19 protein-coding genes are annotated in these 23,344 nt (G+C 72.2%); 8 read left to right on the top strand and 11 right to left on the bottom strand.

The window, feature by feature from the left end; genetic code table 11:
- Nucleotides 1-36: 36 nt before the first annotated feature.
- Nucleotides 37-1,029 carry an RNA polymerase sigma factor SigF gene (locus ACIA8Q_RS13990; RefSeq protein WP_360204431.1) on the top strand — a complete coding sequence of 331 codons (993 nt, stop codon included), beginning with the start codon at nt 37-39 and terminating at the stop codon, nt 1,027-1,029.
- A gap of 67 nt (nt 1,030-1,096) precedes the next feature.
- Here the strand turns inward: ACIA8Q_RS13990 and ACIA8Q_RS13985 are convergent, their stop codons facing one another.
- Entirely contained in the window at nt 1,097-1,525 is a 429-nt protein-coding gene (locus ACIA8Q_RS13985) for a hypothetical protein (RefSeq protein ID WP_360204428.1), read from the bottom strand.
- A 50-nt stretch (nt 1,526-1,575) separates the two neighbouring features.
- On the opposite strand from ACIA8Q_RS13985, the gene ACIA8Q_RS13980 reads away from it, so the two are divergent.
- Together ACIA8Q_RS13980 and ACIA8Q_RS13975 are read left to right on the top strand one after the other, a co-directional pair.
- Nucleotides 1,576-2,547 (top strand): diacylglycerol kinase family protein, encoded by a 972-nt coding sequence (locus tag ACIA8Q_RS13980; protein ID WP_360204425.1) that lies wholly within the window; start codon nt 1,576-1,578, stop codon nt 2,545-2,547.
- 370 nt (nt 2,548-2,917) lie between these two features.
- Nucleotides 2,918-3,169 carry a WhiB family transcriptional regulator gene (locus ACIA8Q_RS13975; protein ID WP_014138019.1) on the top strand — a complete coding sequence of 84 codons (252 nt, stop codon included), beginning with the start codon at nt 2,918-2,920 and terminating at the stop codon, nt 3,167-3,169.
- A gap of 529 nt (nt 3,170-3,698) precedes the next feature.
- Here the strand turns inward: ACIA8Q_RS13975 and ACIA8Q_RS13970 are convergent.
- The 7 genes from ACIA8Q_RS13970 to ACIA8Q_RS13940 form a co-directional block, all read right to left on the bottom strand.
- Nucleotides 3,699-5,219: a PAS domain-containing sensor histidine kinase gene (locus ACIA8Q_RS13970; RefSeq protein WP_360204422.1), complete on the bottom strand. Its 1,521-nt coding sequence runs from the start codon at nt 5,217-5,219 to the stop codon at nt 3,699-3,701.
- A 496-nt stretch (nt 5,220-5,715) separates the two neighbouring features.
- Entirely contained in the window at nt 5,716-6,768 is a 1,053-nt protein-coding gene (locus tag ACIA8Q_RS13965) for an SIS domain-containing protein (RefSeq protein WP_360204419.1), read from the bottom strand.
- Nucleotides 6,769-6,963: 195 nt separating this feature from the next.
- Entirely contained in the window at nt 6,964-8,259 is a 1,296-nt protein-coding gene (locus ACIA8Q_RS13960) for an extracellular solute-binding protein (protein ID WP_360204854.1), read from the bottom strand.
- Between the two features lie 430 nt (nt 8,260-8,689).
- Complete coding sequence (locus tag ACIA8Q_RS13955) at nt 8,690-10,189, bottom strand: glycoside hydrolase family 3 protein (protein WP_396317225.1); 1,500 nt, start codon at nt 10,187-10,189, stop codon at nt 8,690-8,692.
- Between the two features lie 59 nt (nt 10,190-10,248).
- Nucleotides 10,249-11,076 carry a carbohydrate ABC transporter permease gene (locus tag ACIA8Q_RS13950; RefSeq protein WP_396317219.1) on the bottom strand — a complete coding sequence of 276 codons (828 nt, stop codon included), beginning with the start codon at nt 11,074-11,076 and terminating at the stop codon, nt 10,249-10,251.
- Nucleotides 11,073-12,101 (bottom strand): sugar ABC transporter permease, encoded by a 1,029-nt coding sequence (locus tag ACIA8Q_RS13945; RefSeq protein ID WP_360204415.1) that lies wholly within the window; start codon nt 12,099-12,101, stop codon nt 11,073-11,075. Before ACIA8Q_RS13945 ends, ACIA8Q_RS13950 begins: the two co-directional genes overlap by 4 nt.
- A gap of 90 nt (nt 12,102-12,191) precedes the next feature.
- The gene (locus tag ACIA8Q_RS13940; RefSeq protein ID WP_360204412.1) at nt 12,192-13,487 is read right to left on the bottom strand and encodes an extracellular solute-binding protein; all 1,296 of its coding nucleotides are present in this window, start codon (nt 13,485-13,487) and stop codon (nt 12,192-12,194) included.
- A gap of 337 nt (nt 13,488-13,824) precedes the next feature.
- Between ACIA8Q_RS13940 and ACIA8Q_RS13935 the strand changes: the two genes are divergently transcribed.
- The 4 genes from ACIA8Q_RS13935 to ACIA8Q_RS13920 all read left to right on the top strand — a co-directional run bounded on the left by ACIA8Q_RS13935 (nt 13,825) and on the right by ACIA8Q_RS13920 (nt 17,747).
- Nucleotides 13,825-14,616: a GntR family transcriptional regulator gene (locus tag ACIA8Q_RS13935; protein ID WP_360204409.1), complete on the top strand. Its 792-nt coding sequence runs from the start codon at nt 13,825-13,827 to the stop codon at nt 14,614-14,616.
- A gap of 313 nt (nt 14,617-14,929) precedes the next feature.
- Complete coding sequence (locus tag ACIA8Q_RS13930) at nt 14,930-15,196, top strand: DUF3311 domain-containing protein (RefSeq protein WP_360204407.1); 267 nt, start codon at nt 14,930-14,932, stop codon at nt 15,194-15,196.
- Entirely contained in the window at nt 15,193-16,806 is a 1,614-nt protein-coding gene (gene mctP / locus ACIA8Q_RS13925; protein ID WP_360204405.1) for a monocarboxylate uptake permease MctP, read from the top strand. The genes ACIA8Q_RS13930 and mctP overlap by 4 nt, the downstream gene beginning before the upstream one ends.
- A gap of 155 nt (nt 16,807-16,961) precedes the next feature.
- The gene (locus tag ACIA8Q_RS13920) at nt 16,962-17,747 is read left to right on the top strand and encodes a histidine phosphatase family protein (RefSeq protein WP_360204403.1); all 786 of its coding nucleotides are present in this window, start codon (nt 16,962-16,964) and stop codon (nt 17,745-17,747) included.
- 43 nt (nt 17,748-17,790) lie between these two features.
- Here the strand turns inward: ACIA8Q_RS13920 and ACIA8Q_RS13915 are convergent, their stop codons facing one another.
- Entirely contained in the window at nt 17,791-18,753 is a 963-nt protein-coding gene (locus ACIA8Q_RS13915; RefSeq protein WP_396317218.1) for a helix-turn-helix domain-containing protein, read from the bottom strand.
- A 493-nt stretch (nt 18,754-19,246) separates the two neighbouring features.
- Here ACIA8Q_RS13915 and ACIA8Q_RS13910 point away from each other — a divergent pair, with 493 nt between their 5' ends.
- Complete coding sequence (locus ACIA8Q_RS13910; protein ID WP_360204397.1) at nt 19,247-19,741, top strand: GNAT family N-acetyltransferase; 495 nt, start codon at nt 19,247-19,249, stop codon at nt 19,739-19,741.
- Between the two features lie 34 nt (nt 19,742-19,775).
- Here ACIA8Q_RS13910 and ACIA8Q_RS13905 read toward each other — a convergent pair whose 3' ends face one another.
- On the bottom strand, nt 19,776-21,584 hold the full coding sequence (locus ACIA8Q_RS13905) for an ArnT family glycosyltransferase (protein WP_396317217.1): 1,809 nt from the start codon (nt 21,582-21,584) through the stop codon (nt 19,776-19,778).
- A 163-nt stretch (nt 21,585-21,747) separates the two neighbouring features.
- Nucleotides 21,748-23,274 (bottom strand): LamG-like jellyroll fold domain-containing protein, encoded by a 1,527-nt coding sequence (locus ACIA8Q_RS13900; RefSeq protein ID WP_396317216.1) that lies wholly within the window; start codon nt 23,272-23,274, stop codon nt 21,748-21,750.
- Nucleotides 23,275-23,344 lie beyond the last annotated feature (70 nt).

Genomic DNA, 23,344 nt, shown 5'->3' with positions numbered 1-23,344 from the left:
GCCCCGGTGCTCCCGGAACGGAACGGGGGAATGGCCGTGAGTGATCTGGACCGTACCGGCCTCGCGACGGCGGGCCCTGCCGTACCGACCCAGGCGAGCGTTCCCGGCCTCGCCGCCAACGACGATGCGCACCCGAAGGACGCCCACCGGATGAGCCACCCGACCGAGCCGACGTCTGATCCGACGCCCGCCTCGCCGACCCCGCCCGAGCCGGCGGACGAGGCGGGGGACCTGCGGGGCGCGGTGCCCACCCAGGGCCCGCACCGCACGGGCGCGCCGGACCGGGAGGCGGCCCGCGCGCTGTTCGTCCGGCTGTCGGCGCTGCCCGAGGGCTCCCCGGAGCGCGTCGAGCTGCGCAACCAGCTGGTGCGGATGCACATCCCGCTGGTCGAGCACCTGGCCCGGCGGTTCCGCAACCGGGGCGAGCCGCTGGACGACCTCACCCAGGTCGCCACCATCGGCCTGATCAAGTCGGTGGACCGCTTCGACCACGAGCGCGGGGTCGAGTTCTCCACCTACGCGACGCCGACCATCGTCGGCGAGATCAAGCGGCACTTCCGCGACAAGGGCTGGGCGGTCCGGGTGCCGCGCCGGCTGCAGGAGCTGCGGCTGTCGCTCACCACGGCGACCAGCGAGCTCTCCCAGCGGCACGGCCGCTCCCCCACGGTGCACGAGCTCGCCGAGCACCTGGGCATCTCCGAGGAGGACGTCCTGGAGGGTCTGGAGTCCGCCAACGCGTACTCCACGCTGTCCCTGGACGTCCCGGACAGCGACGACGAGTCGCCGGCCGTGGCGGACACCCTGGGCGCCACCGACGAGGCCCTGGAGGGCGTCGAGTACCGCGAGTCGCTCAAGCCGCTGCTGGCCCAACTGCCGCCCCGGGAGCAGAAGATCCTGGTGCTGCGGTTCTTCCGGAACATGACGCAGTCGCAGATCGCCGCCGAGGTGGGGATCTCCCAGATGCACGTGTCCCGGCTGCTGGCCCGGACCCTGGCGCAGCTGCGGGAGAAGCTCCTCGTGGAGGAGTAGGACGGTCGGCCGCCGGAGACGGCGGCCGACCCCCCGACGGCCGTGACGGCCGTGACGGCCCTGACGCTCAGCCCTCGTGCGGCGCGTACAGGGCCGCCGTCGCCTTCGGGTTCAGCAGCGAGCCGATGCCGACCAGACCGAGCAGACCCACCAGCACGCCGACGGCGATCATCGCGCCACCGCTCTGCAGCATGTAGTAGCCGACCGGCAGGCAGATCGAGTTGGTCAGCACCGCGGGGCTGCGGCCCCAGCGGCGCTCCTTGAGCAGCGCCCGGGCGGCCAGTATCGGCAGCACCCCGAGCAGCACGATGACCAGGCCGCCGAACTCGTTCAGGGCCAGCTGCTTGGACTGCCCGGACAGCGCCGAGACCATGTCCCAGACGCCGACGACGGCCAGCGCGGCGCCCTCCAGGGCGGTGATGGCGGCGCCCACGGTCAGCGGCGCGGGGCGGGCCGGGCCCGCCGAGGGTACGGGTGCGGAGGATTCTGCGGTCACTCCAGCAGGGTAGCCGCCGGTCGGCCCGTACCGACCCGTAGGCTTTCCCCATGCGCGCTCTCCTGGTCGTGAACCACAAGGCCACCACCACCAGTGGCCGGACCAGGGACGTGCTGATCCACGCGCTGCGCAGCGACCTCAAGCTGGAGGTCGCGGAGACGCAGTACCGGGGCCACGCGCGCGACCTGGCCCGCGAGGCGACGGAGGACGGCACGGTCGACCTGGTGGTCGCGCTCGGCGGTGACGGCACCGTCAACGAGGTGGTGAACGGGCTGCTGGCGCACGGCCCGGGCGAGAAGGTCCCGCGACTGGCCGTGGTGCCGGGCGGTTCGACCAACGTGTTCGCCCGGGCACTGGGGCTGCCGAACGACCCGGTGGAGGCCACCGGCGCCCTGCTGAACGCGCTGGACCAGGGCAGCGAGCGGCCGATCGGCCTGGGCAAGGCGATGACCGAGGGGCTGCCGGACCGCTGGTTCACCTTCACCGCCGGCCTCGGCTTCGACGCGGGGGTGGTGGGCCGGGTGGAGGAGCAGCGGAGGGCGGGGCGCAAGTCCACCCACGCGCTCTACGTCGGGCAGGCGCTCCGGCACTACGTCACCCAGCGTGAGCAGCGCCGTTCCGGCCCGGTGACCCTGGAACTCCCGGGCCACCAGGGCGTGCCGGGCCTGGTGCTGGCCATAGTCAGCAACACCTCCCCGTGGACGTTCCTGGGCAACCGACCGGTGTACCCCTCACCGCTCGCCTCCTTCGACACGGATCTCGACGTCTTCGGCATCACCCGGATGACGGCGTTCGGTACGGCTCGAACGATCCGTCAGATCCTGCGGTCGTACGCGCCTTCGAGCGACGGCGCACCGCCGGTGGGCCCCACCGGCAAGCACGTCGTCTCCTATCACGACGTCAGACACTTCACCTTGGTTTCAGAGGAACCCGCCCCGTTCCAGGTCGACGGCGACCATCTTGGAGACAGGAGGCGCGTCAGTTTCACAGGCGTTCGGCGGGCACTGCGTGTGATTGTGTGACCGGAAGGGGGGTTCACCCTTCTTCTCGAACGCACAAGCCCCCTTCACTCCATAGAAGTACTGGCTGTGAGCTAGGCGACACCGAAGAATCAAAAATTCCTCCCTGAAGGGGGTTGTATCCGGGCCCGAGGTTTGCGAACCTCTACATGGCGTTCGGGACACATCGCAGCGACGGCAACCTCAGATCCTGGCGGGTGTCGACCGCGGGGCGTCCCTCGAATCGCCGAATCCCTCCCCAGCACAGACCACCCGGGCCCCGGCGGGCCTTTGGTCTCTTTTGCTGTTGCGGGATTCGTGAAAGCGTTCACATTCACAAGCCATCGATTATGCCGATCGGGTGACCCCCGCCGGCAGGAGGAGTTGGACGACCATGGACTGGCGCCACCGCGCTGTCTGCCGCGAAGAGGACCCGGAGCTGTTCTTCCCGATCGGGAACACCGGTCCTGCTCTGCTGCAGATCGAGGAAGCCAAGGCCGTGTGCCGCCGCTGTCCGGTCATGGAGCAGTGCCTGCAGTGGGCTCTTGAGACCGGCCAGGACGCCGGCGTCTGGGGCGGCATGAGCGAGGACGAGCGTCGCGCGATGAAGCGCCGTGCCGCCCGCAACCGCGCCCGCACCGCCTGATCACACGCCGTAGTACCAGCGGTAACCGCAGCACCGATCGACACATGATCAAAGGCTTCCCTGCACCTCCTGGTGAAGCCTTCCGCACAAAGGACCTTGCCCCGCGAGGTCCCGCGACACCGGACCGCCCCAGACACTTGATACTGTTCACTTAGAGCAATATTGTGGAGCTGTGGCGCTCACCGTGTGCAACGCACCGGCGAGGTGTCGCTACCCAGAGCCCCCGTTCCGGCCGACTCCCCCCGACGGCCGGAACGGGTTGAGAGGCCCTGTCGACCCACCCCCCCCGGTCGACAGGGCCTCGTTTCTGTTTCCGCGCCCGGACGGGTGCGCCGTCCCGGGGCGCGTGGGGTGCGGACCCGGCGCCCGGGCCGGATGCACGCCCCCGCCGCGCTCCTCGACGCACCGACCCGTGGCGGCCTGAACCTGCCGGCCGGAGCACATCGGCCCGAGTGCGCCGGCCGGACGCGGCAGCCGGAACGCGGCAGTTGGAACGCGGCAGTTGGAACGCGGAGGCCGGGACAGCCGGTCAGCGGACCGGGATCTCCAGGATCACCTTGGTGCCGCCGTTCGGTCCGGCCACCATGTCGAAGGTGCCGCCCAGCTCGCCGGTCGCCAGCGTGCGGACGATCTGCAGGCCGAGGTTGCCGGCCGTCTTCGGATCGAACCCCTCGGGCATGCCGCGGCCGTCGTCCTGCACGGTGATCAGCAGGTACTCCTCCGGCCGGGCCCCGCCGTTCCAGCTGTCCGACCAGCCCATCCCCGTCGCCGGGGCCCGTCCGCGCAGTGCGCTCACCTCCAGGTTCCCGGAGGCGGTCGGGCCGAAGGCGTGCTCCAGCGCGTTCTGCAGCAGCTCGGTCAGCACCATCGACAACGGGGTGGCGACCTCCGCGGACAGGATGCCGAAGCTGCCGCTGCGGCGGGTGGCGACCCGTCCGTCCTGGGACAGCTCCATCGCCATCGCCAGCACCCGGTCGGCGATCTCGTCGAAGGCCACCTGCTCGTCCAGCGCCTGGGAGAGCGTCTCGTGCACGATCGCGATCGAGCCGACCCGGCGCACCGCCTCGTCCAGCGCGGCCCGGCCGGCCTCCGACTCCATCCGGCGGGACTGCAGGCGCAGCAGCGCCGCGACGGTCTGCAGGTTGTTCTTCACCCGGTGGTGGATCTCCCGGATGGTGGCGTCCTTGGTCATCAGCTCGCGGTCGCGGCGCCGCAGCTCGGTGACGTCCCGGCAGAGCACCAGCGAGCCGGTGAGGGTGCCCTTCGGCTTGAGCGGGATCGCCCGCACCGTCACCACTCCGCCCTGCGCCTCCACCTCGGTCTGCCGCGGCGCCCAGCCGCTCGCCAGCTTCACCAGCGCCTCGTGCACGGCCGCCCGGGAGGGCGGGACGAGGTCGGCGGTGGCCCGGCCGAGGTGGCTGCCGACGAGGTCGGTGGTCAGCCCCAGGCGGTGGTAGGCGGAGAGGGCGTTGGGGCTGGCGTAGGTGACGATGCCGTCCGCGTCCAGGCGGATCAGGCCGTCGCCGACCCGCGGCGCGGCGTCCATGTCGGCCTGCTCGATGCCGGGGAACGGGAAGGCGCCGGCCGCGATCATCTGGGCCAGGTCGGAGGCGCTCTGGAGGTAGGTGAGCTCCAGCCGGCTGGGGGTGCGGACGGTGAGCAGGTTGGTGTTGCGGGCGATCACCCCGAGCACCTTGCCCTCGCGCCGGACCGGGATGGACTCCACCCGCACCGGCACCTCCTCGCGCCACTCGGGGTCGCCCTCGCGCACGATCCGGCCCTCGTCGAAGGCGGCGTCCAGGAGCGGGCGGCGGCCGCGCGGGACGAGGTGGCCGACCATGTCGTCCTGGTAGGAGGTGGGCCCGGTGTTGGGCCGCATCTGCGCCACCGAGACGTAGCGGATGCCGTCCCAGGTGGGGATCCACAGGACGAGGTCGGCGAAGGAGAGGTCGGAGAGCAGCTGCCACTCCGAGACCAGCATGTGGAGCCATTCCACGTCGGCCCCGGTGAGGGTGGTGTGGCGGCGGACGAGTTCGTTCAGCGAGGGCACATGGCGAGCGTATCGCCGCGGGTGCGGGCGGGGCGCGGCGGACCGGGAGGCGGACCGGGGGCGGATCGCGCGGCCGGCCTGCGGCGGAACCGGTCGACCCGAGTTGTCCAGACCAATTTTCGGGGAGGCCTGGACAACCGAGATTGGTCTAGTCCACAATGAATGAGCACCAAGGAGAGGCCCACCGCGCAACTGCCCTGACCGCGCGAGGCCTTTCCTCGGTCGGACGCCGCCGAGCGAGGACCCCGCACAGTTCTCGATCGACCCCGGCGACCGACGACAGCTCCGGGCTGCGGTGCCGCACGGGTTGAGGGTCCCGTGTCGGCGCCGTGGCCCGTAGTGCTTTCCGGCCGCCCCCGGGTGCGGCGGCCGCCCCGGGACTCCCCCGCCGGAGCCCCGCTCCGCCGCTCGAACGGCTCGGGCCCCGTCCACAGGCTGTGGACGGGGCCCGAGCCGTTCGGCGCCGGTCAGTACGGCCGGTGCCGGCCGGCGCCGGTCAGTGCGTCTCGGTGACCTTGGCCAGGGCGCGCGGGGCGTCCGGGTCCTGGCCGCGGGCGATGGTGACCTCGTACGCCAGCAGCTGCAGCGGCAGGATCTCCAGGATCGGCTGGACCTCCTCCGGCACCCCGGAGGGCAGCGCGAAACCCGCGGAGGCGGCGTCCACCTGCGGCCGCTGGCCGATCACGACGAGGTCCGCGCCGCGGCCGCGCAGGCGGTCCAGCACCGGCTGCAGGGCCTCGCCGCCCTTGCCGTCCGGGACGATCGCGATGACCGGCGAGACGTTGTCCACCATGGCCAGCGGGCCGTGCAGCAGGTCGGCGCCGGAGAACGGGGAGGCCGGGATGTAGGTGGTCTCCATCAGCTTCAGCGCCGCCTCGCGGGCGGTCGGGTAGCCGTAGCCGCGTGAGGTGATGACCAGGCGCTGGGCGAAGCGGTAGCGCTCGGCCAGCGCCTTCACCTCGGCCTGCCGGGCCAGCACGCCGGCGGCCAGCGCGGGCAGCTCCTTGGCGGCCGAGGAGTCGCCGCCGCGCAGCCCCTCGACCAGCAGGTAGAGCGCCAGCAGCTCGGCGGTGTAGGTCTTGGTGGCGGGCAGCGCCTTCTCCGGGCCGGCCAGCACGTCGATGTGGAACTCGGACACCTCGGCGAGCGGCGAGGCGGCGTTGTTGGTGACCGCCAGCGTGATCGCGCCGGCCTCGCGGGCGGCCTTGGTGGAGGCCACCAGGTCCGGCGAGCCGCCGGACTGGCTGACGGTGATCACCAGCACGTCGGTGAGGTCGGGCCGGGCACCGTACGCGGTGGTGGTGGACATCGAGGTGAGGCCGGCCGGCTTGCCGAGCAGGATCTCGATCAGGTACTTGGCGTACAGGGCCGCGTTGTCGGACGTGCCGCGCGCGGTCAGCAGGACGAAGCGCGGGTTGCGCGCGGCGATCTCGGCCGCGATCTCGCGGATCTTCGGGGCGCCCTCGTCGAGGATGCGCTGGAGGACGGCCGGCTGCTCGGCCATCTCCGCCGCCATGATCCGGCCGGGGACAGTCTGCGTGTCGGACATCTGGATGTGCCTCCGATGAGATGGTTCGACCCCGACCGGGCAGTCGCCCGACGGGGACCCTCTACGGCGGCGAGTCCGCACACTCGCTGCGGTGGTGATTCCTGCGGCAATCCTACGGTGGCCGCCCCCGCCGGGCACGCGCGAGCGCCCCTCCCCCGGGGCGGGTGGAGGGGCGCCCGGACGGCGGCCGGGGCGTCAGGAGGGGTTGTTGATCAGCTGGTCGATCGCGGCGTCGGCGTCCTTGGTGGCCTGGTCCACCGACTTGCCCTTGAGGATCGAGGTCAGCATGTCGGGCAGGATCTTCTGCTTCTCGACCGCGCCCCACCCCGGGGCCAGCGGCGTGAACCAGGCGTCCGGCACCGCGTTGGCCGCGGCCGCGGTGGTGGGCTTGTTCTTCAGCGGGTTCAGCTGGGTGAGGTTGTTCGGCAGGATGTCCTTGTCGGCCAGCGCCTGCTGGGACTTGGTGCTGGTGAACATCCGCACCCAGTCGGTGGCGAGCGCGACCTGCGCGGACTTGGCGGTGACCGCGAGGTCCGAGCCGCCGATGAAGGTGGGCAGCGGCTTGCCGTCCGGGCCGGGCATGGTGGCCACCTTGACCGCGTCCTTGAGGCTCGGGTCGCCGGTGACCGGCGCGAACACGCTGGCCGACTCGAAGCCGTTGCCGTAGAAGGACGCCGCGTGCCCGCGGGCCATCGACTCGAACTGGTTCTGCTCGTTCACCGACAGGTCGCCCTTGTTGTACTTGCGGACCAGGTCGATGAAGTGGCTGATGCCCTGCTGGGACTTGGCGTCGTGCAGCGTGCCGTGCCAGTTGCCGGAGCTGTCGAACTTGGCGATGCTGCCGCCGAACGCCGCCACGTAGCTCATCGCGGCGTACCAGTACGGGCCGGGCAGGTAGAGCGGGGAGAAGGTCCGGTCGGCCTTGTTCCGGTCGGCGACCTTGTCCAGCGCGGCCGTCAGCTCGGTCTCGGTCTTGGGGAACTCCGCGCTGCCGGTGGCCTGCTGGAAGGCGGCGGAGTTGTAGATGGCGACCCGGGCGCCGGCGTAGTACGGCACGCACCAGAGCTTGTCCTGGTAGGTGCAGGTGTTGGCGAGCGCCTTGATCCAGCTGTCGGAGTTGTCGAAGGTGGTCCGGTCGACGGCCGCCAGGGCGCCGGAGAGCACGTACTTCATGGTCTCGGTGTTGCCCAGTTCGACGACGTCGGGGGCGCTGCCGTCGGCGAGCGCCTTGTCGAACTTCGAGACCTTGTCCGCCCAGCCCTGGTACGAGAGTTTGAGGGTGACGTTCGGGTACCGCGCCGCGAACTCGTCGTTGACCCGCTGGACGAGGTCCGGCCAGTTCTTCTGGGCGTCGTCCATCAGCCAGACGGTGACGGTGCCGCTCGCGGTCTTCGCGCCGGTGGAGGCGCCCTCGCCGTCCGCCGACGGGGAACCGGACGAGGAGCAGGCCGTCAGCCCGACCGCCAGTGCCATGATGCCGAACGTGGACATGAGCTGACGCTTCGTCACGCCATCCTCCGAGGGTGTTAGAGCCGTGTTGCCCGCCGGCAGCGTGATGGCGCCCGCAGCGGAGGATCCGGGCAGGGCGAGGAGCTTCGGGGAGGGCCGATACCACATCCGGTGAGGTTGAAATTCGAACCGGATGACTGGACTCTGGCCTAGACCAATGGCGGTGTCAACGGCCAAATGGCCCTTCCGCCAAGGCCGTTGCAGAGCCGTTGTACCGCGTGGCGATCCGTCGCCGGGTCGTCACCCTAAGTGGGACTTAAGACGGATTTAAGGCCTGCTTGAGGGAACACCGTCACCCGGGGAGTCCGCGGGTGGAAGCGGGGGGAAACGGGACGGGCCCGCCATGCGACATGCGCATGACGGGCCCGTGGGCGGACGCCCCGGCACGGCCGGGTGACGTCCTGACGTGTTCTCAGCCGATCGCCCCCGGCTGCCCGGTGAGCACCTCGACGGCCGCCAGCCCGCACACTCGGGCGGCGCCGTGGGTGGCGATGTGCAGCGCACCGACCGGCTCGGACTGCGGCAGCCCCATCTCGACCACCATGGCGTCCGGCCGGGCCGCGACCAGGCGGCCCAGCGCGGCGGACATCCAGCCGTGCCGGTGCGCGTCCCGGACCACCAGCACCAGCCGGCGGCCCTCGGCGCCCGCCACCAGCTCGGCGACCAGCGCGTCCAGCCGCCCTGGGCCGGCGTCGACGGCCGATACCTCCCGGGTGCGGGTGCCGGGGAAGCGGTCGGCCAGCATGCCGGCCACGCCCCACGGGGTGACGTCGCCGACCGCGATGTTCGGCTCGTCCGAGAACGAGGCCACGAACGGCCGTTCCGTCACCGGCAGCACCTCGCGGCCCGGCGCGCGGACCACCTTCAGCGCCCGGCGGGCGGCCCGCAGGCCCACCGCGAGGTCCGGCTCCGGCCGCTCGCCCTGGGCCGAGATCCGGCCCCAGGTGCCCAGCGCGCGGACCCGGGCGGCGGCGTCCGCCAGCCGGTCCTCGGCCAGCGCGCCGGACCGCACGCCCGCCACGATGGCGTCGCGCAGCATCAGCACGGTCTCCTCGTCGGCCAGCCCGCCGCCGACGCAGATCGCGTCCGCGCCGGCCGCCAGCGCCAGCACGGTGCCCCGGCCCATCCCGAAGGTGTCGGCGATGGCGCCCATCTCGATGGCGTCGCTGACGATCAGGCCCTGGTAGCCGAGGCCGCCGTCGGCCGGGGCCGCGCGCAGCAGTTCGCGCAGCACGGTCGGGCTCAGGGTGGCCGGCAGCTCGGGGTCGAGCGCCGGGATCATGATGTGCGCGGTCATCACGGCCTTGGTGCCGGCCGCGATCGCCGCCTGGAACGGGATCAGGTCACGGGCCCGCAGCACGTCCAGGTCGACGTCGATGACCGGCAGGCCGTGGTGCGAGTCGACCGCGGTGTCGCCGTGGCCGGGGAAGTGCTTGGAGCAGGCGGCCACGCCGGCCGACTGCAGGCCCTCCACCCAGGCGGCGGTGTGCCGGGCGCACAGCTCCGGGTCGGCGCCGAAGGAGCGGACGCCGATCACCGGGTTGCGCGGGTTGGAGTTGACGTCCGCGGTGGGCGCCCAGTTGTAGTTGACGCCGGCCGCGGCCAGCGCCCGGCCGAGCTCGCGGGCGACGTCCCGGGTCAGCGCCGGGTCGTCGATCGCGCCGAGCGCGAGGTTGCCGGGCCACGAGGAGCCGGAGCCGGCCTCCAGGCGGGTGACGTCCCCGCTCTCCTCGTCGATGGCGATGAGGAGGTCGGGGTTCTCCGCCCGCAGCGCCGAGGTGAGCTCGGCGAGCTGGTCGAGGTCGACCACGTTGCGGTCGAACAGGGCCACCGAGCCGAGCCCGGCGGCGAGGTGGCGGCGCACCCACTTCGGCGGCTCGGTGCCGACGAAGCCGGGCTGCAGGACGGTCATGGCGTCGCGGTGCAGCTGGTCGCTGTCCGGGACGGCGGGGACGAGGATGCTCACGTTTCTCAGCCCTTCACGGCGCCGTCGGTCAGTCCGCCGACCGCCTTGCGCTGCAGGAAGACGAACAGGATCAGCACGGGGATGGCGAACATCGTCGACGCGGCCATCGTGGCGCCCCAGTCGTTGCCGAACGCCGTCTTGAAGGAGGAGAGCCAGAGCGGGAGGGTCTTGCCCTCCTCCTTGTTGAGGATCAGGACGAGCGGGAACTCGTTCCACGCGGTGATGAAGCCGAACAGCGAGGTCGACATCAGACCGGGGGCCAGCAGCGGGAAGATCACCTTCACGAAGGCCTGGGAGCGGGTGCAGCCGTCCACCATGGCGGACTCCTCCAGCTCCTTCGGCACCGCGGCGATGAAGCTGCGCAGCGTCCAGATGGTGAAGGGCAGCACCATCATCATGTAGAAGACGGTGAGCGGGACGAGGCTGTTCAGCATCTCGTTGTCGCGCGAGATCATGTAGACCGCGATGGTCATGACCTCCCACGGCGCCATCTGCGCGACCATCACGACCAGCACGAAGGCCTTGCGGCCGCGGAACCTCATCCGGGCGATGGCGAAGGCCGCGAGCGTCGCGATCACCAGCGACATCAGCACCGCGCCGACCGTCGCGATGAAGCTGTTGCCCACGTACGTCCAGAAGTTGGGCGCGTCGACCGCCGTGGTGAAGTGGTCGAGGGTCCCGTCGAACGGGATGAAGACCGGGGTCTTGCTGATGATGTCGCGGTCCTGCTTGAAGGCCGTCGCGACCATCCAGTAGACCGGGAAGATGAAGAAGACGAAGAGGACGACCGCGATCACGTTCGGCCAGGTACGTCCGATGAGCGAGCGCCTCACAGCTCGTCCTCCTGCTTGATCATGATCCGGAAGTAGTACGCCATCAGCACGCCCAGCATCAGGATGGTGAGCACCGCGATCGCGGAGCCGACCCCGTAGTGCTGGCCGGAGGAACCCTCCAGGAAGGCGTGCACGGGCAGCGTCCGGGTCAGGTTCTCGGGGCCGCCGCCGTTGATCGCGTACACCTGGGTGAAGGCCTTGAACACCCAGATGACCTCGAGGAAGGTCGTGGCCAGGAAGAACGGCTTCAGGCTCGGGAAGACCACCGAACCGAAGATCTTGAACGGGCCGGCGCCGTCCATCCGGGCGGCCTCGTAGAGCTCCTTGGGGATGGTCGTCAGGCCGGCGTACATGTTGAACGCCACGAACGGGATGGACTGCCAGACGATCAGCAGGATGACCACGAAGAAGGTCGAGTACTGGTCGCTCATCCAGTTGTAGTCGGCCATCGAGTGCCAGCCGAGCTTGTCCAGGAACCAGTTGACGACGCCCCACTGCTGGTCGAACAGCCAGGTGTAGACGGTGGTCGCGGCGACCACGGGCATCGCCCAGGCCATCAGCAGCCCGATCGACAGGACCAGCCGCATCCGCTTGCCGAGGCGGTTGAGCAGCAGGCCGATCAGGGTGCCGCCGCCCATGATCAGGACGACGTTCACCAGGGTGAAGGCGACGGTGCGCCCGGTGACCGCCCAGAAGTCCGGGTCGGTCAGCTGCTCCTTGTAGTTGTCGAAGCCGTTCCACTCGGTGAGGTGCTGGACCAGCTGGCGCCGGTTGAGGTTCTGGAACGACAGCAGGACCGTCTTGAGCAGCGGCCAGCCCAGCAGGGCGAGGGTCGCCACGGTGGCCGGCAGCAGCAACAGGTACGGCGCCAGGCGCGCACCGAGCCCCGGTCCGTCCGCGGGTCTGGCACCCTTCCGCGGGGTGCCGCCGCCGCCGGCGCCCGCGGCACCCGTCCCGATCCCGGCCACGGCGGTCGTCCCTGGCTCCGGGGACCGTGTCTGCACCCGCTCCGAATGCACAGCCATCGTTCTCACTTCCTCACAACCCGAACCACGACGGACAGGCGCCGCCCACCGGCCCCCCGCCGGGGGCCGGTGAGCGACGCCGCTCAGTGCTTACTGCTTCTGGTTGAGCCGCTTGGCGATCTCGTCGTCGTACTTCTTGGCCGTGGCCGCGTAGTCGCCGCCCTGCAGCACGGCGGTCAGGAACTCCTTGATCGGGTTCGGCTTGTCCTCGACGCTGGCCCAGTTCGGGGTGTTCGGGGTGATGGCGCCGACCGCGGCGGCCGTCTGGGCGGCCTTCGCGAAGTCACCGGTGATCTGGCCGTTCAGCGAGGCCTTGTTCGGGATGTTCCCGGCCGCGGCGACCAGGCCCTCGTTCTTGTCGTTGAGGGCGACCTTCAGGAAGTCCTTGGCCATGTCGGAGTTCTTGCTGGCGTTGGCGACCGCCAGGTTCGAGCCGCCGAGGAAGACGCCGGAGGGCTTGTCGGCGGTCTTGCCCGGGAGCGGGAAGAAGCCGATCTTGTCCTTGGGCATGTCCTTCTCGGCGGGGAGCTCCCAGCCGAGGGCGATCATGGCGCCGACGTTGCCCTTGCCGAAGACGTCCTTCTGCTGCGGGGTGGCCTCGTCCTTGTCCTTCGGACCGGAGACCGAGTAGCCCTGCAGCTTCTTGTAGGTCTCGAAGGCCTTCTGCGCCTCGGGGGACGACAGGCCGCCGACCCACTTGTCGCCGTCCTTCTTGGCGATCTTGCCGCCCTCACCGGTGAGCAGGCCGAAGTAGGTGTACCACTCCTGGCCGGGCAGGTAGATCGGGTCGGCGACGCCGTCGGTGGCCTTCAGCTTGTCCAGGTCGGCGTAGAACTCGTCCAGGGTCTTCGGGGCGGCGGAGAGGCCGGCCTTGGCCCACAGGTCCTTGTTGTAGGCGACCACGCGGTTGGAGACCCACCACGGGGCGGCGTACTGCTTGCCCTCGAGGACGGCGGCCTCGTTCTGGTTGGCGGCCCAGTCGGCCCCGCCCAGGGCGGCCTTGTCCTTGGTGAGGTCGAGCAGACCGCCCGAGGCCGCGTAGCCCGCGGTCTGGGTGTTGCCGAGCTCGAGGACGTCGACCGAGCCCTCGGACAGCGCGGCGGTGATCTTCTGGCCGATCCCGTCCCACTCCTGGATCTGGAAGTCGACCTTGGAGCCCGGGTAGGTGGTCTCGAACTCGGTCTTGACCGCGTCGGTCCAGCCCTTCGGGGCGGAGCCGGTCATCAGCCACACCTTCAGCGTCTTGCCGCTGTAGTTCTTGGCACCCGCCGCGGCCGACGAGCTCGAACCGGCGCTGTCGCCGCCCTTCTTGCCGTCCGAGCCACAAGCCGCCAGGCCGACGACCATTGCTGCGACGCCGACCGCCGCGATGAGCTGACGCTTCACGCCATCCTCCTGAGGGATGCCTGGGTTACCCCCGTCGGGCGGCAGCGGCAGACCCACACAAAGCGGGGGGAAAGGTGCCGCGGACCCCTTCGAACGGGTGGGGGGATTCGTAGTGTCCGGCCTAGTGGTGTAGACCAGATGCCTGGAGCTTGGCCTAGACCAATGGGCCTGTCAACGGCCTTCCGACCGATCCGGACCACCCGTTATCAAGCCGACACCGCACATCGTTCATCGCGTGATGAGGTATTCGTTCCGTAGCCATACATGCAACGATGTGACCCGTTAACTATGTGGCGGGGCCCGCAAAGGCCCCGCGAGAAGCGGGAGAACAGGTCCGATGAGCAGCGACGGGGGATCCACCGCCCAGGTCAACGACCCCGAGGTGAAGAACCTCCCGGCGCACGCCGGCACCGACCCGACCGCGCGCGTCCCCAAGTACTACGGACTGAAGCGCCACCTCCTCCAGCTCACCGAGACCCAGCCGGCCGGCACCCCCGTCCCGCCGGAGCGCGCGCTGGCCGCCCAGTTCGACACCTCGCGCACCACCGTCCGCCAGGCCCTGCAGGAGCTGGTCGTCGAGGGCCGCCTGGAGCGCATCCAGGGCAAGGGCACCTTCGTCGCCAAGCCCAAGGTCGCCCAGGCCCTCCAGCTCACCTCCTACACCGAGGACATGCGGGCCCAGGGCCTGGAGCCCACCTCGCGGCTGATCGAGATCGGCTACATCACCGCCGACGACCGGCTCGCCCCGCTGCTGGACATCAAGCCCGGCGGCCGGGTGCTGCGGATCGAGCGCCTGCGCCTGGCCAACGGCGACCCGATGGCCATCGAGGTCGCCCACCTCTCCGCCAAGCGCTTCCCCGCGCTGCGCCGCAACCTCGCCAAGCACAACTCGCTGTACGCGGCGCTGCGCGAGGTGTACGGGGTCACCGTGGCCGAGGCCGAGGAGACCATCGAGACCACCCTGGCCGACCCGCGCGAGGCCGGCCTGCTCGGCTCCGACCTCGGCCTGCCGATGCTCCAGCTCTCCCGGCACTCCTTCGACGCCGACGGCGCCCCGGTGGAGTGGGTCCGCTCGATCTACCGCGGCGACCGGTACAAGTTCATCACCCGCCTGAAGCGCCCGGAGTAACCGCGCTCCCCCTTCGCACCACGGGCACCGGCGCGCGCGACCCGCGCGCCGGTGCCCTTTCGCGCTTCCGACTGCCCGTTTCCGGCCGAATGCGGGTTCGCGCCGTCCGGATGGCGGGAAGTTCCGGCAACCCCGGTGACATGGATCACGTCATGCTCTAGATTGCGCAGCCGTACTGACTGCTGATCACCGATGGTGCTGCTCGGCGGGCTCACGGGGGTGTGCGGCGTCCCCGGGGCTGCGGCGCCGACGGGGAGAACCCTCCGGAGCGGAGCCGAAGATGCCGTCTGACCTCGATGCCACCGAACCTGTCATGCCCGAGCCACCCGGCGCCCCGGTGCCGGCCGTGACGCCCGAACGGGTGCTGGCCGCGCTCGCCCTGCTCGTGCCGATCGTCGCGATGCTCTGGGTGTCCTCCTACGACAAGACCGACCCGGGCGTCGGCGGGATGCCGTTCTTCTACTGGTACCAGCTGCTCTGGGTGCCGGTCTCGGCGGTGTTCACCGTCGCGGCGTACCTGCTGATCAACCGGGACGAGAAGGCCCGCAAGGCCGTGCGGAAGGCGGGTGGCGCGCGATGAAGGACGTCAACGTGACGGCCCTCGTGGTCTTCGTGCTGTTCTTCGCCCTGGTCACCGTGATGGGCTTCCTCGCCTCGCGCTGGCGCCGGGCCGACGACGCGGCGCACCTGGACGAGTGGGGCCTGGGCGGCCGCAGCTTCGGGACCTGGGTCACCTGGTTCCTGCTCGGCGGGGACCTCTACACCGCCTACACCTTCGTCGCCGTCCCCGCCGCGGTCTACGCGACCGGCGCGGCGGGCTTCTTCGCGGTGCCGTACACGATCATCGCCTACCCGCTGGTCTTCCTCTTCCTGCCCCGGCTCTGGTCGGTCTCCCGGGTGCACGGGTACGTCACCCCGGCCGACTTCGTGCGCGGCCGGTACGGCTCCCGGCCGCTTTCCCTGGTCGTCGCGCTGACCGGCATCCTGGCCACCATGCCGTACATCGCGCTGCAGCTCGTCGGCATCCAGGCGGTGCTCGACGTGCTGGGCGTCGGCGGCGGCGAGAACGCCAACTGGTTCGTCAAGGACCTGCCGCTGTTCATCGCCTTCGGCGTGCTGGCCGCCTACACCTACTCGTCCGGGCTGCGCGCCCCGGCGCTGATCGCCTTCGTCAAGGACGCCCTGATCTACATCGTGATCATCGTCGCGGTGATCTACATCCCGATCCGGCTCGGCGGCTACGGGCACATCTTCGACGCCGCGGCGCAGAAGTTCAGCGCCCCCAAGGCGGCCGGCTCGCTGACCGTCCCGGACAACAAGCAGTGGACGTACGCGACGCTGGCGCTGGGCTCGGCGATGGCGCTGTTCATGTACCCGCACTCGGTGACGGGCGTACTGGCGTCCAAGTCCCGCAACACCGTGCGGCGCAACATGGCGATCATGCCCGCGTACTCGCTGATGCTGGGCCTGCTGGCGCTGCTCGGCTTCATGGCGATCGCGGCCGGCGTCGGCAAGGGCGACAAGAAGTTCAACTCCCAGCTCTCGGTGCCGCAGCTGTTCGCCGACATGTTCCCGGACTGGTTCACCGGCGTGGCCTTCGCCGCGATCGGGATCGGCGCCCTGGTGCCGGCCGCCATCATGTCCATCGCCTCGGCCAACCTGTTCACCCGCAACGTCTACAAGGAGTGGCTGAAGCCCACCGCCACCCCGGCGGACGAGACCCGGATCGCCAAGCTGGTCTCGCTGCTGGTGAAGGTCGGCGCCCTGGTGTTCGTCCTCGGCATGGACAAGCAGGCGGCGATCAACCTGCAGCTGCTCGGCGGCCTGTGGATCCTGCAGACCTTCGTGGCCATCGTCGGGGGCCTCTTCACCCGCTGGTTCCACCACTGGGCGCTGTTCGCCGGCTGGGCGGCCGGCATGGCCTACGGCACCTGGAAGGCGTACGGGATCGCCAGCCCGGCCACCAAGCACTTCGGCGGCAACGCGGCCGAGATCCCCGGCATCGGCGAGATCGGCTACATCGGGCTGACCGCCTTCGCGCTGAACCTGGCCGTCGCGGTGGCACTCACCCTGGTGCTGCGGGCCGTCAAGGCGCCCGTGGGCCCGGACGAGACCAGTCCCTCGGACTACGGCGCCGAGGCCGGCGACGACGAGCTGAAGAACGCGCCGGAGCCCGTAGCGGCGCACTGATTCGCGCCGCACGCGCCCTGTGACCGCGCCGCCCTCTCCGTGAACACTGGAGAAGGCGGCGCGATCATATGTATGAACAGCCGCCTTCGCAGGGCACCACCAGACCGGACCGGCAACCGGCCGGCAACTGATCGACCCACGGGGAGCACGCCGCCATGGCAGAACTCGGCACCACCCTCAACGGCCAGCACCAGTCAGCCCAGAGCCCGCACCACCTCTCCGCCCACCGCCCCGCGGCGGCCACCCGGCTGCCGTCCGTGCTGATCGCCACCCGGCACGGCGAGTCCACCGCCAACGTCGAGTTCCAGCTCGCCGAGGCCGCCGGAGCGCTCAGCGTCCCGATCAGCTGCCGGGACGCCGACATCCCCCTGTCGCTGCACGGCCAGCAGCAGGCACAGGCGCTCGGCCGCTGGTGGGCCGCCCTGCCCAGCGCCGACCGCCCGCGCAGCGTCTGGTGCTCGCCCTACGTGCGCACCACCGAGACCGCCCGGATCGCGCTCGCCCAGGCCGCCGGCCTCGGCGCCGTCCCGGTCTCGCTCCCCGTGCGCTACGACGAGCGGCTGCGCGACCGCGAGCTCGGCGTCCTGGAGATGCTGCCGCGGGCCGCGATCGAGGCCAAGCACCCCGAGGAGGCCGCCCGCCGGCGCAAGATGGGCGAGCTGTACTACCGCCCGCCCGGCGGCGAGTCCTGGGCCGACGTCGCGCTGCGGGTGCGCAGCCTGCTGCGGGACGTCTGCGAGGAGGACGCCGGACGGCCCGTCCTGCTGGTCGCGCACGACTGCACGGTGCTGATGCTGCGCTACGCGGTGGACCGGCTCACCGAGGACCAGCTCACCGCCCTCGGGCCGGTGCACAACTGCTCCACCAGCCTCTGGCGCGCCCAGGACGGGCGGCTGCGCCCGGACCGCTGGAACACCGTCGACCACCTGGCGGCCGACTGACCGGCCGCCCGGGTCGCGGGCCGGGGCCGGGGCCCGGGCGAGGTCAGTCCTCCCACTCCCCCGGCCCGGCGAAGCAGCGCCGGTAGGCGAGCGGCGTGGTGCCCAGCCGGCGCGCGAAGTGGTGCCGCAGGGTGGCCGCGTTGCCGAAGCCGCAGCGCACGGCGATCGCGTCCACCGGCTCGGTGGTGGACTCCAGCAGCCGCTGGGCGAGCAGCACCCGCTGCCCGGTCAGCCAGCGGTGCGGGGTGGTGCCGGTCTCCTGCTGGAAGCGGCGGGCGAAGGTGCGCGGGGACATGTGGGCCCGGGCGGCCAGCTGTTCGACGGTGCAGTCCCGCTCCAGGTGGTGGCGCATCCAGTCGAGCAGCGGGGCCAGCGAGTCCCCGTCGCCCCCGGGCAGCGGCCGGCAGACGAACTGGGCCTGGCCGCCCTCCCGGTGCGGTGCCACCACCATCCGGCGGGCGATCCCCCGGGCCACCTCGGCGCCCTGCGCCTTGCGCACCAGGTGCAGGCAGGCGTCGATGCCGGCCGCCGTCCCGGCGGAGGTGATCACCGGGTCGTCGTCCACGTACAGCACGTCCGGTTCGACCGTGGTCCGCGGGAAGCGCCGGGCCAGGTCCTCGCTGTACCGCCAGTGGGTGGTGGAGCGGCGGCCGTCCAGCAGCCCGGCGGCTCCCAGCACGAAGGCACCGCTGCAGATCGACAGCACCCGGCCGCCGGACTCCACCACCGAGCGGAGCCCGTCCAGCAGCGGCTCCGGGTACTCCCGGCGGATCGCCGACGCGGTGACCACCACCAGGTCCGCGCCGGCCAGCCGTTCCGGGCCGTGCGGGACGTCCACCGCGAAGCCGGCGTGGGTCGCGTGCGGCCCGGGGCGGACCCCGGCGATCGCGAAGTCGTACCCGGGCAGGCCCTCGGCGGTGCGGTCGAGGCCGAAGACCTCGCAGGCGACGCCGAGTTCGAAGGGGTGGATCTCCTCCAGCACCACCGCGACCACGTTCTTCAGCATGCCGACCAGGATGCCCCGACGGGCACCACCCGGGGAAGGCCGGGTCCGGCCCCGGACGGCCGGTGCGCGCAGGGCCGGGCGCACCGGGGAGAGACGCACCGCCGGAGGGACGCACCGCCGGAGGGACGCGGAAACGGCGGTGGCAGGATTTCGAGGCAATCGGGCGTTCCTGCCACTCGTGATCGCCGGACGGCCCGACCAGAGTGGACCCCATGGACACCGACACTCTCGCGAGCGCACTGGGCCTGGCCGGGGCCGTCGGCGGGTTCGGCCTGCTCGGCCTGCTGATCGGCCGGGACGTCGCCCGCGGCGCCGCCACCGGCCGCGACAACTGGCACCGCCCGGGCGGCTACCCGGCCGACCACCACCGGGCGGACCGGCTGTACGGCACGATGCCGGCCGCCTCGCTGCGCCCCTCCGCGGACCCCGCCACCCTCCCGGTCCGTTCCACCCCCGAGATCACCACCCCGCACGGCTCCGGCACACTGGCCGGATGGACATCCTCATCCGCCAGGCCCTCCCGGAGGACCTCGACGACGCCGGTCGCATCACCGTCGAGGCCTTCGTCGGCGACGGCTACACCTCGCCCGAGAGCGGCTACGTCGACCTGCTGCGCGACGCCCCCCGGCGCGCCCGGGAGGCCGAGCTCCTCGTCGCGGTCGACGTGGCCGGGGGGCGAGTCCTCGGCTGCGTGACCTTCGCCGTCGGCGGCACCGAGTGGGCGGACATCGCCACCCCGCGCGAGGGCGAGATCCGGATGCTCGCCACCGCGGCGGCCGCCCGCGGCCGGGGCGTCGGCGAGGCCCTGGTCCGCGCCGCCCTCGCCCGCAGCCGTGAACTCGGCCTGGCGGGCATGGCGTTCTCCACCCGTCCGGAGATGACCGCCGCCCACCGCGTCTACGAGCGCACCGGCTTCCTCCGGACCCCCGAACGCGACTGGGCCCCGTACCCGGGGATGGACCTGATGGTCTACACGATCGCGTTCTGAGCGGCGCGGCCGCGGCGGGGCTCCGGCGGCCCGGTCACCCCTTCCTGTCGGGCGTCGGCGTCGGCTTCGGGTCCGAACTCGGCTTCGGGTCAGCGGTCTTCGGGTCCGCGGTCTTCGGATCGGCGGTCTTCGGGTCCGCCGCCTTCTTGTCCGCCCCGGTCTGCTTGTCGTACCCCGGCGCCACGTAGATCGTGTACCGGCCGTGCTCCCCGCTCTTCACCACGGTGACCACCCGGTACCCGGCGGCCTTCAGGGTGGGCTGGATCGCCTTGTCGGTGGCACCGGTCTGGGTGAAGTCCAGGACCACCACCTGCCATTCGTGCGCCGTGATCCCGGCCTGGATGGCGGCCACGCCGGACTGCTGCTGGCCGGTGTCCGGGTCCCGGCGGAACACCGCCACCAGGTCGTGCCACTGCTGCCAGTCCGCCTGCTCGCGCAGGTAGTACGCGGGGACGTTGTAGTTCTCCACCAGGTACCGGGCGTCGCCCTTGGCGATGTACGGCGCCAGCGCGGCGACGAAGGACTCCGAGTTCGACCACTCGCCGTACATCTCCCGGCCCTGGGCCGACCCCTCCCAGGCCAGCGGGCCGACCACCAGGGCGGCCGCCACGACCCCCGCCACCAGGTGGAGGCGCCGCCGCAGCCAGAGCACCGCCCGGGCCAGCACCGCGCCCGCCACGATGCAGGCGAACCAGGCGCCGAAGTCGACGTGCTTCTGCAGCGACAGCCAGGTGTGGATGCGGATCTGGTTCACCGGGGCGAGCAGTCCCGCCACCAGCAGCAGCGCCGCCAGCCAGAACGCCGGCCAGCCGTCGCCGCCGCGCCGCCGCGCCACCACCAGCTGCACCACCACTCCGACCAGGGCCACCACCAGCAGCGGGCCGACCCACCGGGCGGCCTCCCCGGCCACGTAGGAGTAGGCGTCGTGGCCCGGGGCTCGTTGCAGCGTGGTGTGGTTGAAGCCGTCGACGTAGCGCTCACCGGCCAGCAGGGCCGCCGCGGCGACCGCCACCACGAAGGCGGACAGGACCAGCACGCCCCGCCGCCAGCGCGTCCAGGCGCGCAGCGACCCGCCCGGGCCGGCCAGCACCGCCGCCCCGACCACCACCGGGACCCACAGCAGCGCCGCGTACTTGGTGCAGCCGGCCAGCGCCAGCAGCAGGCCCGAGCCCACCAGGCTCGGGTACCCGCCGCCGGTAGCCGAGCGCACCGCGAGGTAGCCGGCCCAGGCGAGCACCGCCAGGGCCATCGCGTCGTACGTGGCCAGCCCGCCCAGGAACTGGGTGGGTCCGAGCGCGGCGAAGGCCGCCGCGGCGCCGCAGGCCGCGAGCGAGCCGTGCAGCCGCCGGGTGGTCAGGTGGACGGCCACGGTGGCGGAGAGCATGAAGGCCAGGCTGAGCAGCCGGGTGCCGGTCAGCCCGCCGGCCATGTCGGCCAGCGCGACGACGACCGGGTAGATCAGCGGGGAGCCGGAGAAGAAGGTCTCGTACGTCGCCACCGGGGTGCCGTGCGTCAGGTTCGCGATCTCCTGGTAGCCCGCGTAGATGTAGGTGCCCTCGTCGATGAAGGCGGTGTTGCTGAGGATCAGGTGGTACGACAGCGCGCCCTGGACCAGCAGGACGGCCAGCAGCGGCAGCCAGTCCGCCCGCAGCGCGGGGCGCGGGGGGTGCGGCACCCGGGGTGCGGCGGGCCTGCGGCGCCGGCGGTCGGCCGGGGACGGCTGCGCCGGTGCGGCGGTCCCGCGCCCGACCGGGCCGGTGCCCGGGGCCGGCCGGGCCCCCGCGGGCACCAGGACGGGCCGCCGGGTGGACTCGGGCCGGATCCAGCGGCCGTCCGCGCTCATCAGTACTGCTCCTCGGTCTGGGACTGTCGTGCCCGGTCCGCGCGCGGGGCGCGGCGGGTTCCGGGGCGCGCGGCAGCCGCCGCCGGCGCCGCCGCGGGGGCGGTTCCGGGCGGCTGCCGGGAGGTGCCGGGCCCGCTCGGCCCGGCGGTCGGCGGCCGGGGGCTCAGCCGGTGAGCCAGGCCGCCGCCGGCGGGGTGGCCGGCGGCGAGCTCGGGCCGGCGACGACCTTGACGATGTCGGCCTCGGGCAGCGTCTGACCCCAGGTCTGGACGTCGGCGACGGCGCCGTGCCACGGGTCGCTCCACTGCGAGTTGGAGCTCAGCCGCCCGATCTGCAGGGTGTTGGCGCCGCTGGGCGGCACACCGGGGGACTTCGCGGAGGCCTGCGGGGCGCCGTTGACGTACAGGGTGATCTGGCCGGAGGGGTCGTCGTACACCCCGGTCAGCACGACCCACTGGTTGACGGTGGCGTCGCCCTTGGACCAGGCCACCGCCGAACCGCCGCCGGGCACCTGGACCTTGAAGTACCAGAGGTCGTGCCCGTTGTTGTTGGCCCGGCCCAGCGAGTACGAGTAGTACTGGCCGTCACCCTGGCTGACCGCGCTGCGGTTGCCGTTCGGGACGTCGACGAGGACCCGGGCGGAGACGGTGAAGCTGTTGCTGACGTCGACGACCTGGGAGGCGCTCTGGGCGAAGGAGTTCTGGCCGCTGGGCAGCTTGAGGACCTGCCCGGAGTAGCCGGGTGCCGAGCCCGTCTTGGCGTCGGAGCCCAGGCCCAGCGCGACGGCGCCCTTGGTCGCCGGGAGGCTGCCGACGGTCGGCGGGCTGTCGATGCCCTTGACCGGGCCGCTCGCCGACGCGGTCGGCGCGGCCGATCCGGAGGCCGACGCGGAGGCCGACGTGCTCACCGCGGCGGTGCTCGGCCCGGAGGCCGTCGGGCCGTTGCCGTCCTTGGAGCCCTTGGTGAGCAGCACGTAGCCGGCGCCGGCCGCGGCCACCACCACGACGGCCGTCACCGCACCGATCAGCTTGACCCGGCGGCGGCGCTTGGCGTCCTTCTCGTTCCGCGCCGCCAGCGCCTCCCAGTCCGGCGTGCTGCCGGCGGTCGGCTGCGCCGGCGGGAAGCCGGTCTGCTGCGGCCACGCCGGACCGGCCGGGCCGGCCTGCACGGGTATCGGCTGCACCGCCTGCGGGCCAGCCTGCCCGGGTATCGGCTGCACCGCCTGCGGGCCGGCCTGCCCGGGTATCGGCTGCACCGCCTGCGGGCCGGCCTGCCCGGGTATCGGCTGCACCGGCTGCGGAGCGGCCTGCACGGGTATCGGCTGCACCGGCTGCGGGCCGGGCTGCGCGGCCGCCGGCCCCGGCTGGACGGCGGCGGGCGCCACCGGGCCGGGCTGGACCGGCCCCGGCTGCACCGGCTGCGGCTGCACGGGCTGCGGGCCGGCCTGGCCCGGCTGCGGGACCAGCGGCACCGGCTGGGAGACCGGACGCGGCGTCACCTGCGGCGGCTGCGGTTGCGGCTGGTACTGGGGCGCACCATCCGGCGGCCCGAACCCGTCGGCGGGCCCGAACGCACCACTCGGGGACTGCGGCGGCAGACCGGGGGCCTGGGCCCCTCCGGCCGGTGCCTGCTGCGGTGGCGTTCCGGCGGGCTGCCCCGGCTCGCCACTCGGTACCGGTCGATCGCTCATGGTGGGGAATGCTAGGGCATCGGCCCCTTCCCGCCCATGGGGGGTGCGCGGGCCCGGCCCGGCACCCGGC

Source organism: Kitasatospora sp. NPDC051705, from assembly GCF_044453265.1.
Classification (GTDB): domain Bacteria; phylum Actinomycetota; class Actinomycetes; order Streptomycetales; family Streptomycetaceae; genus Kitasatospora.
The sequence above is the reverse complement of the archived record's forward strand: the minus strand, read 5'-3'. Positions and strand labels throughout refer to the sequence as shown.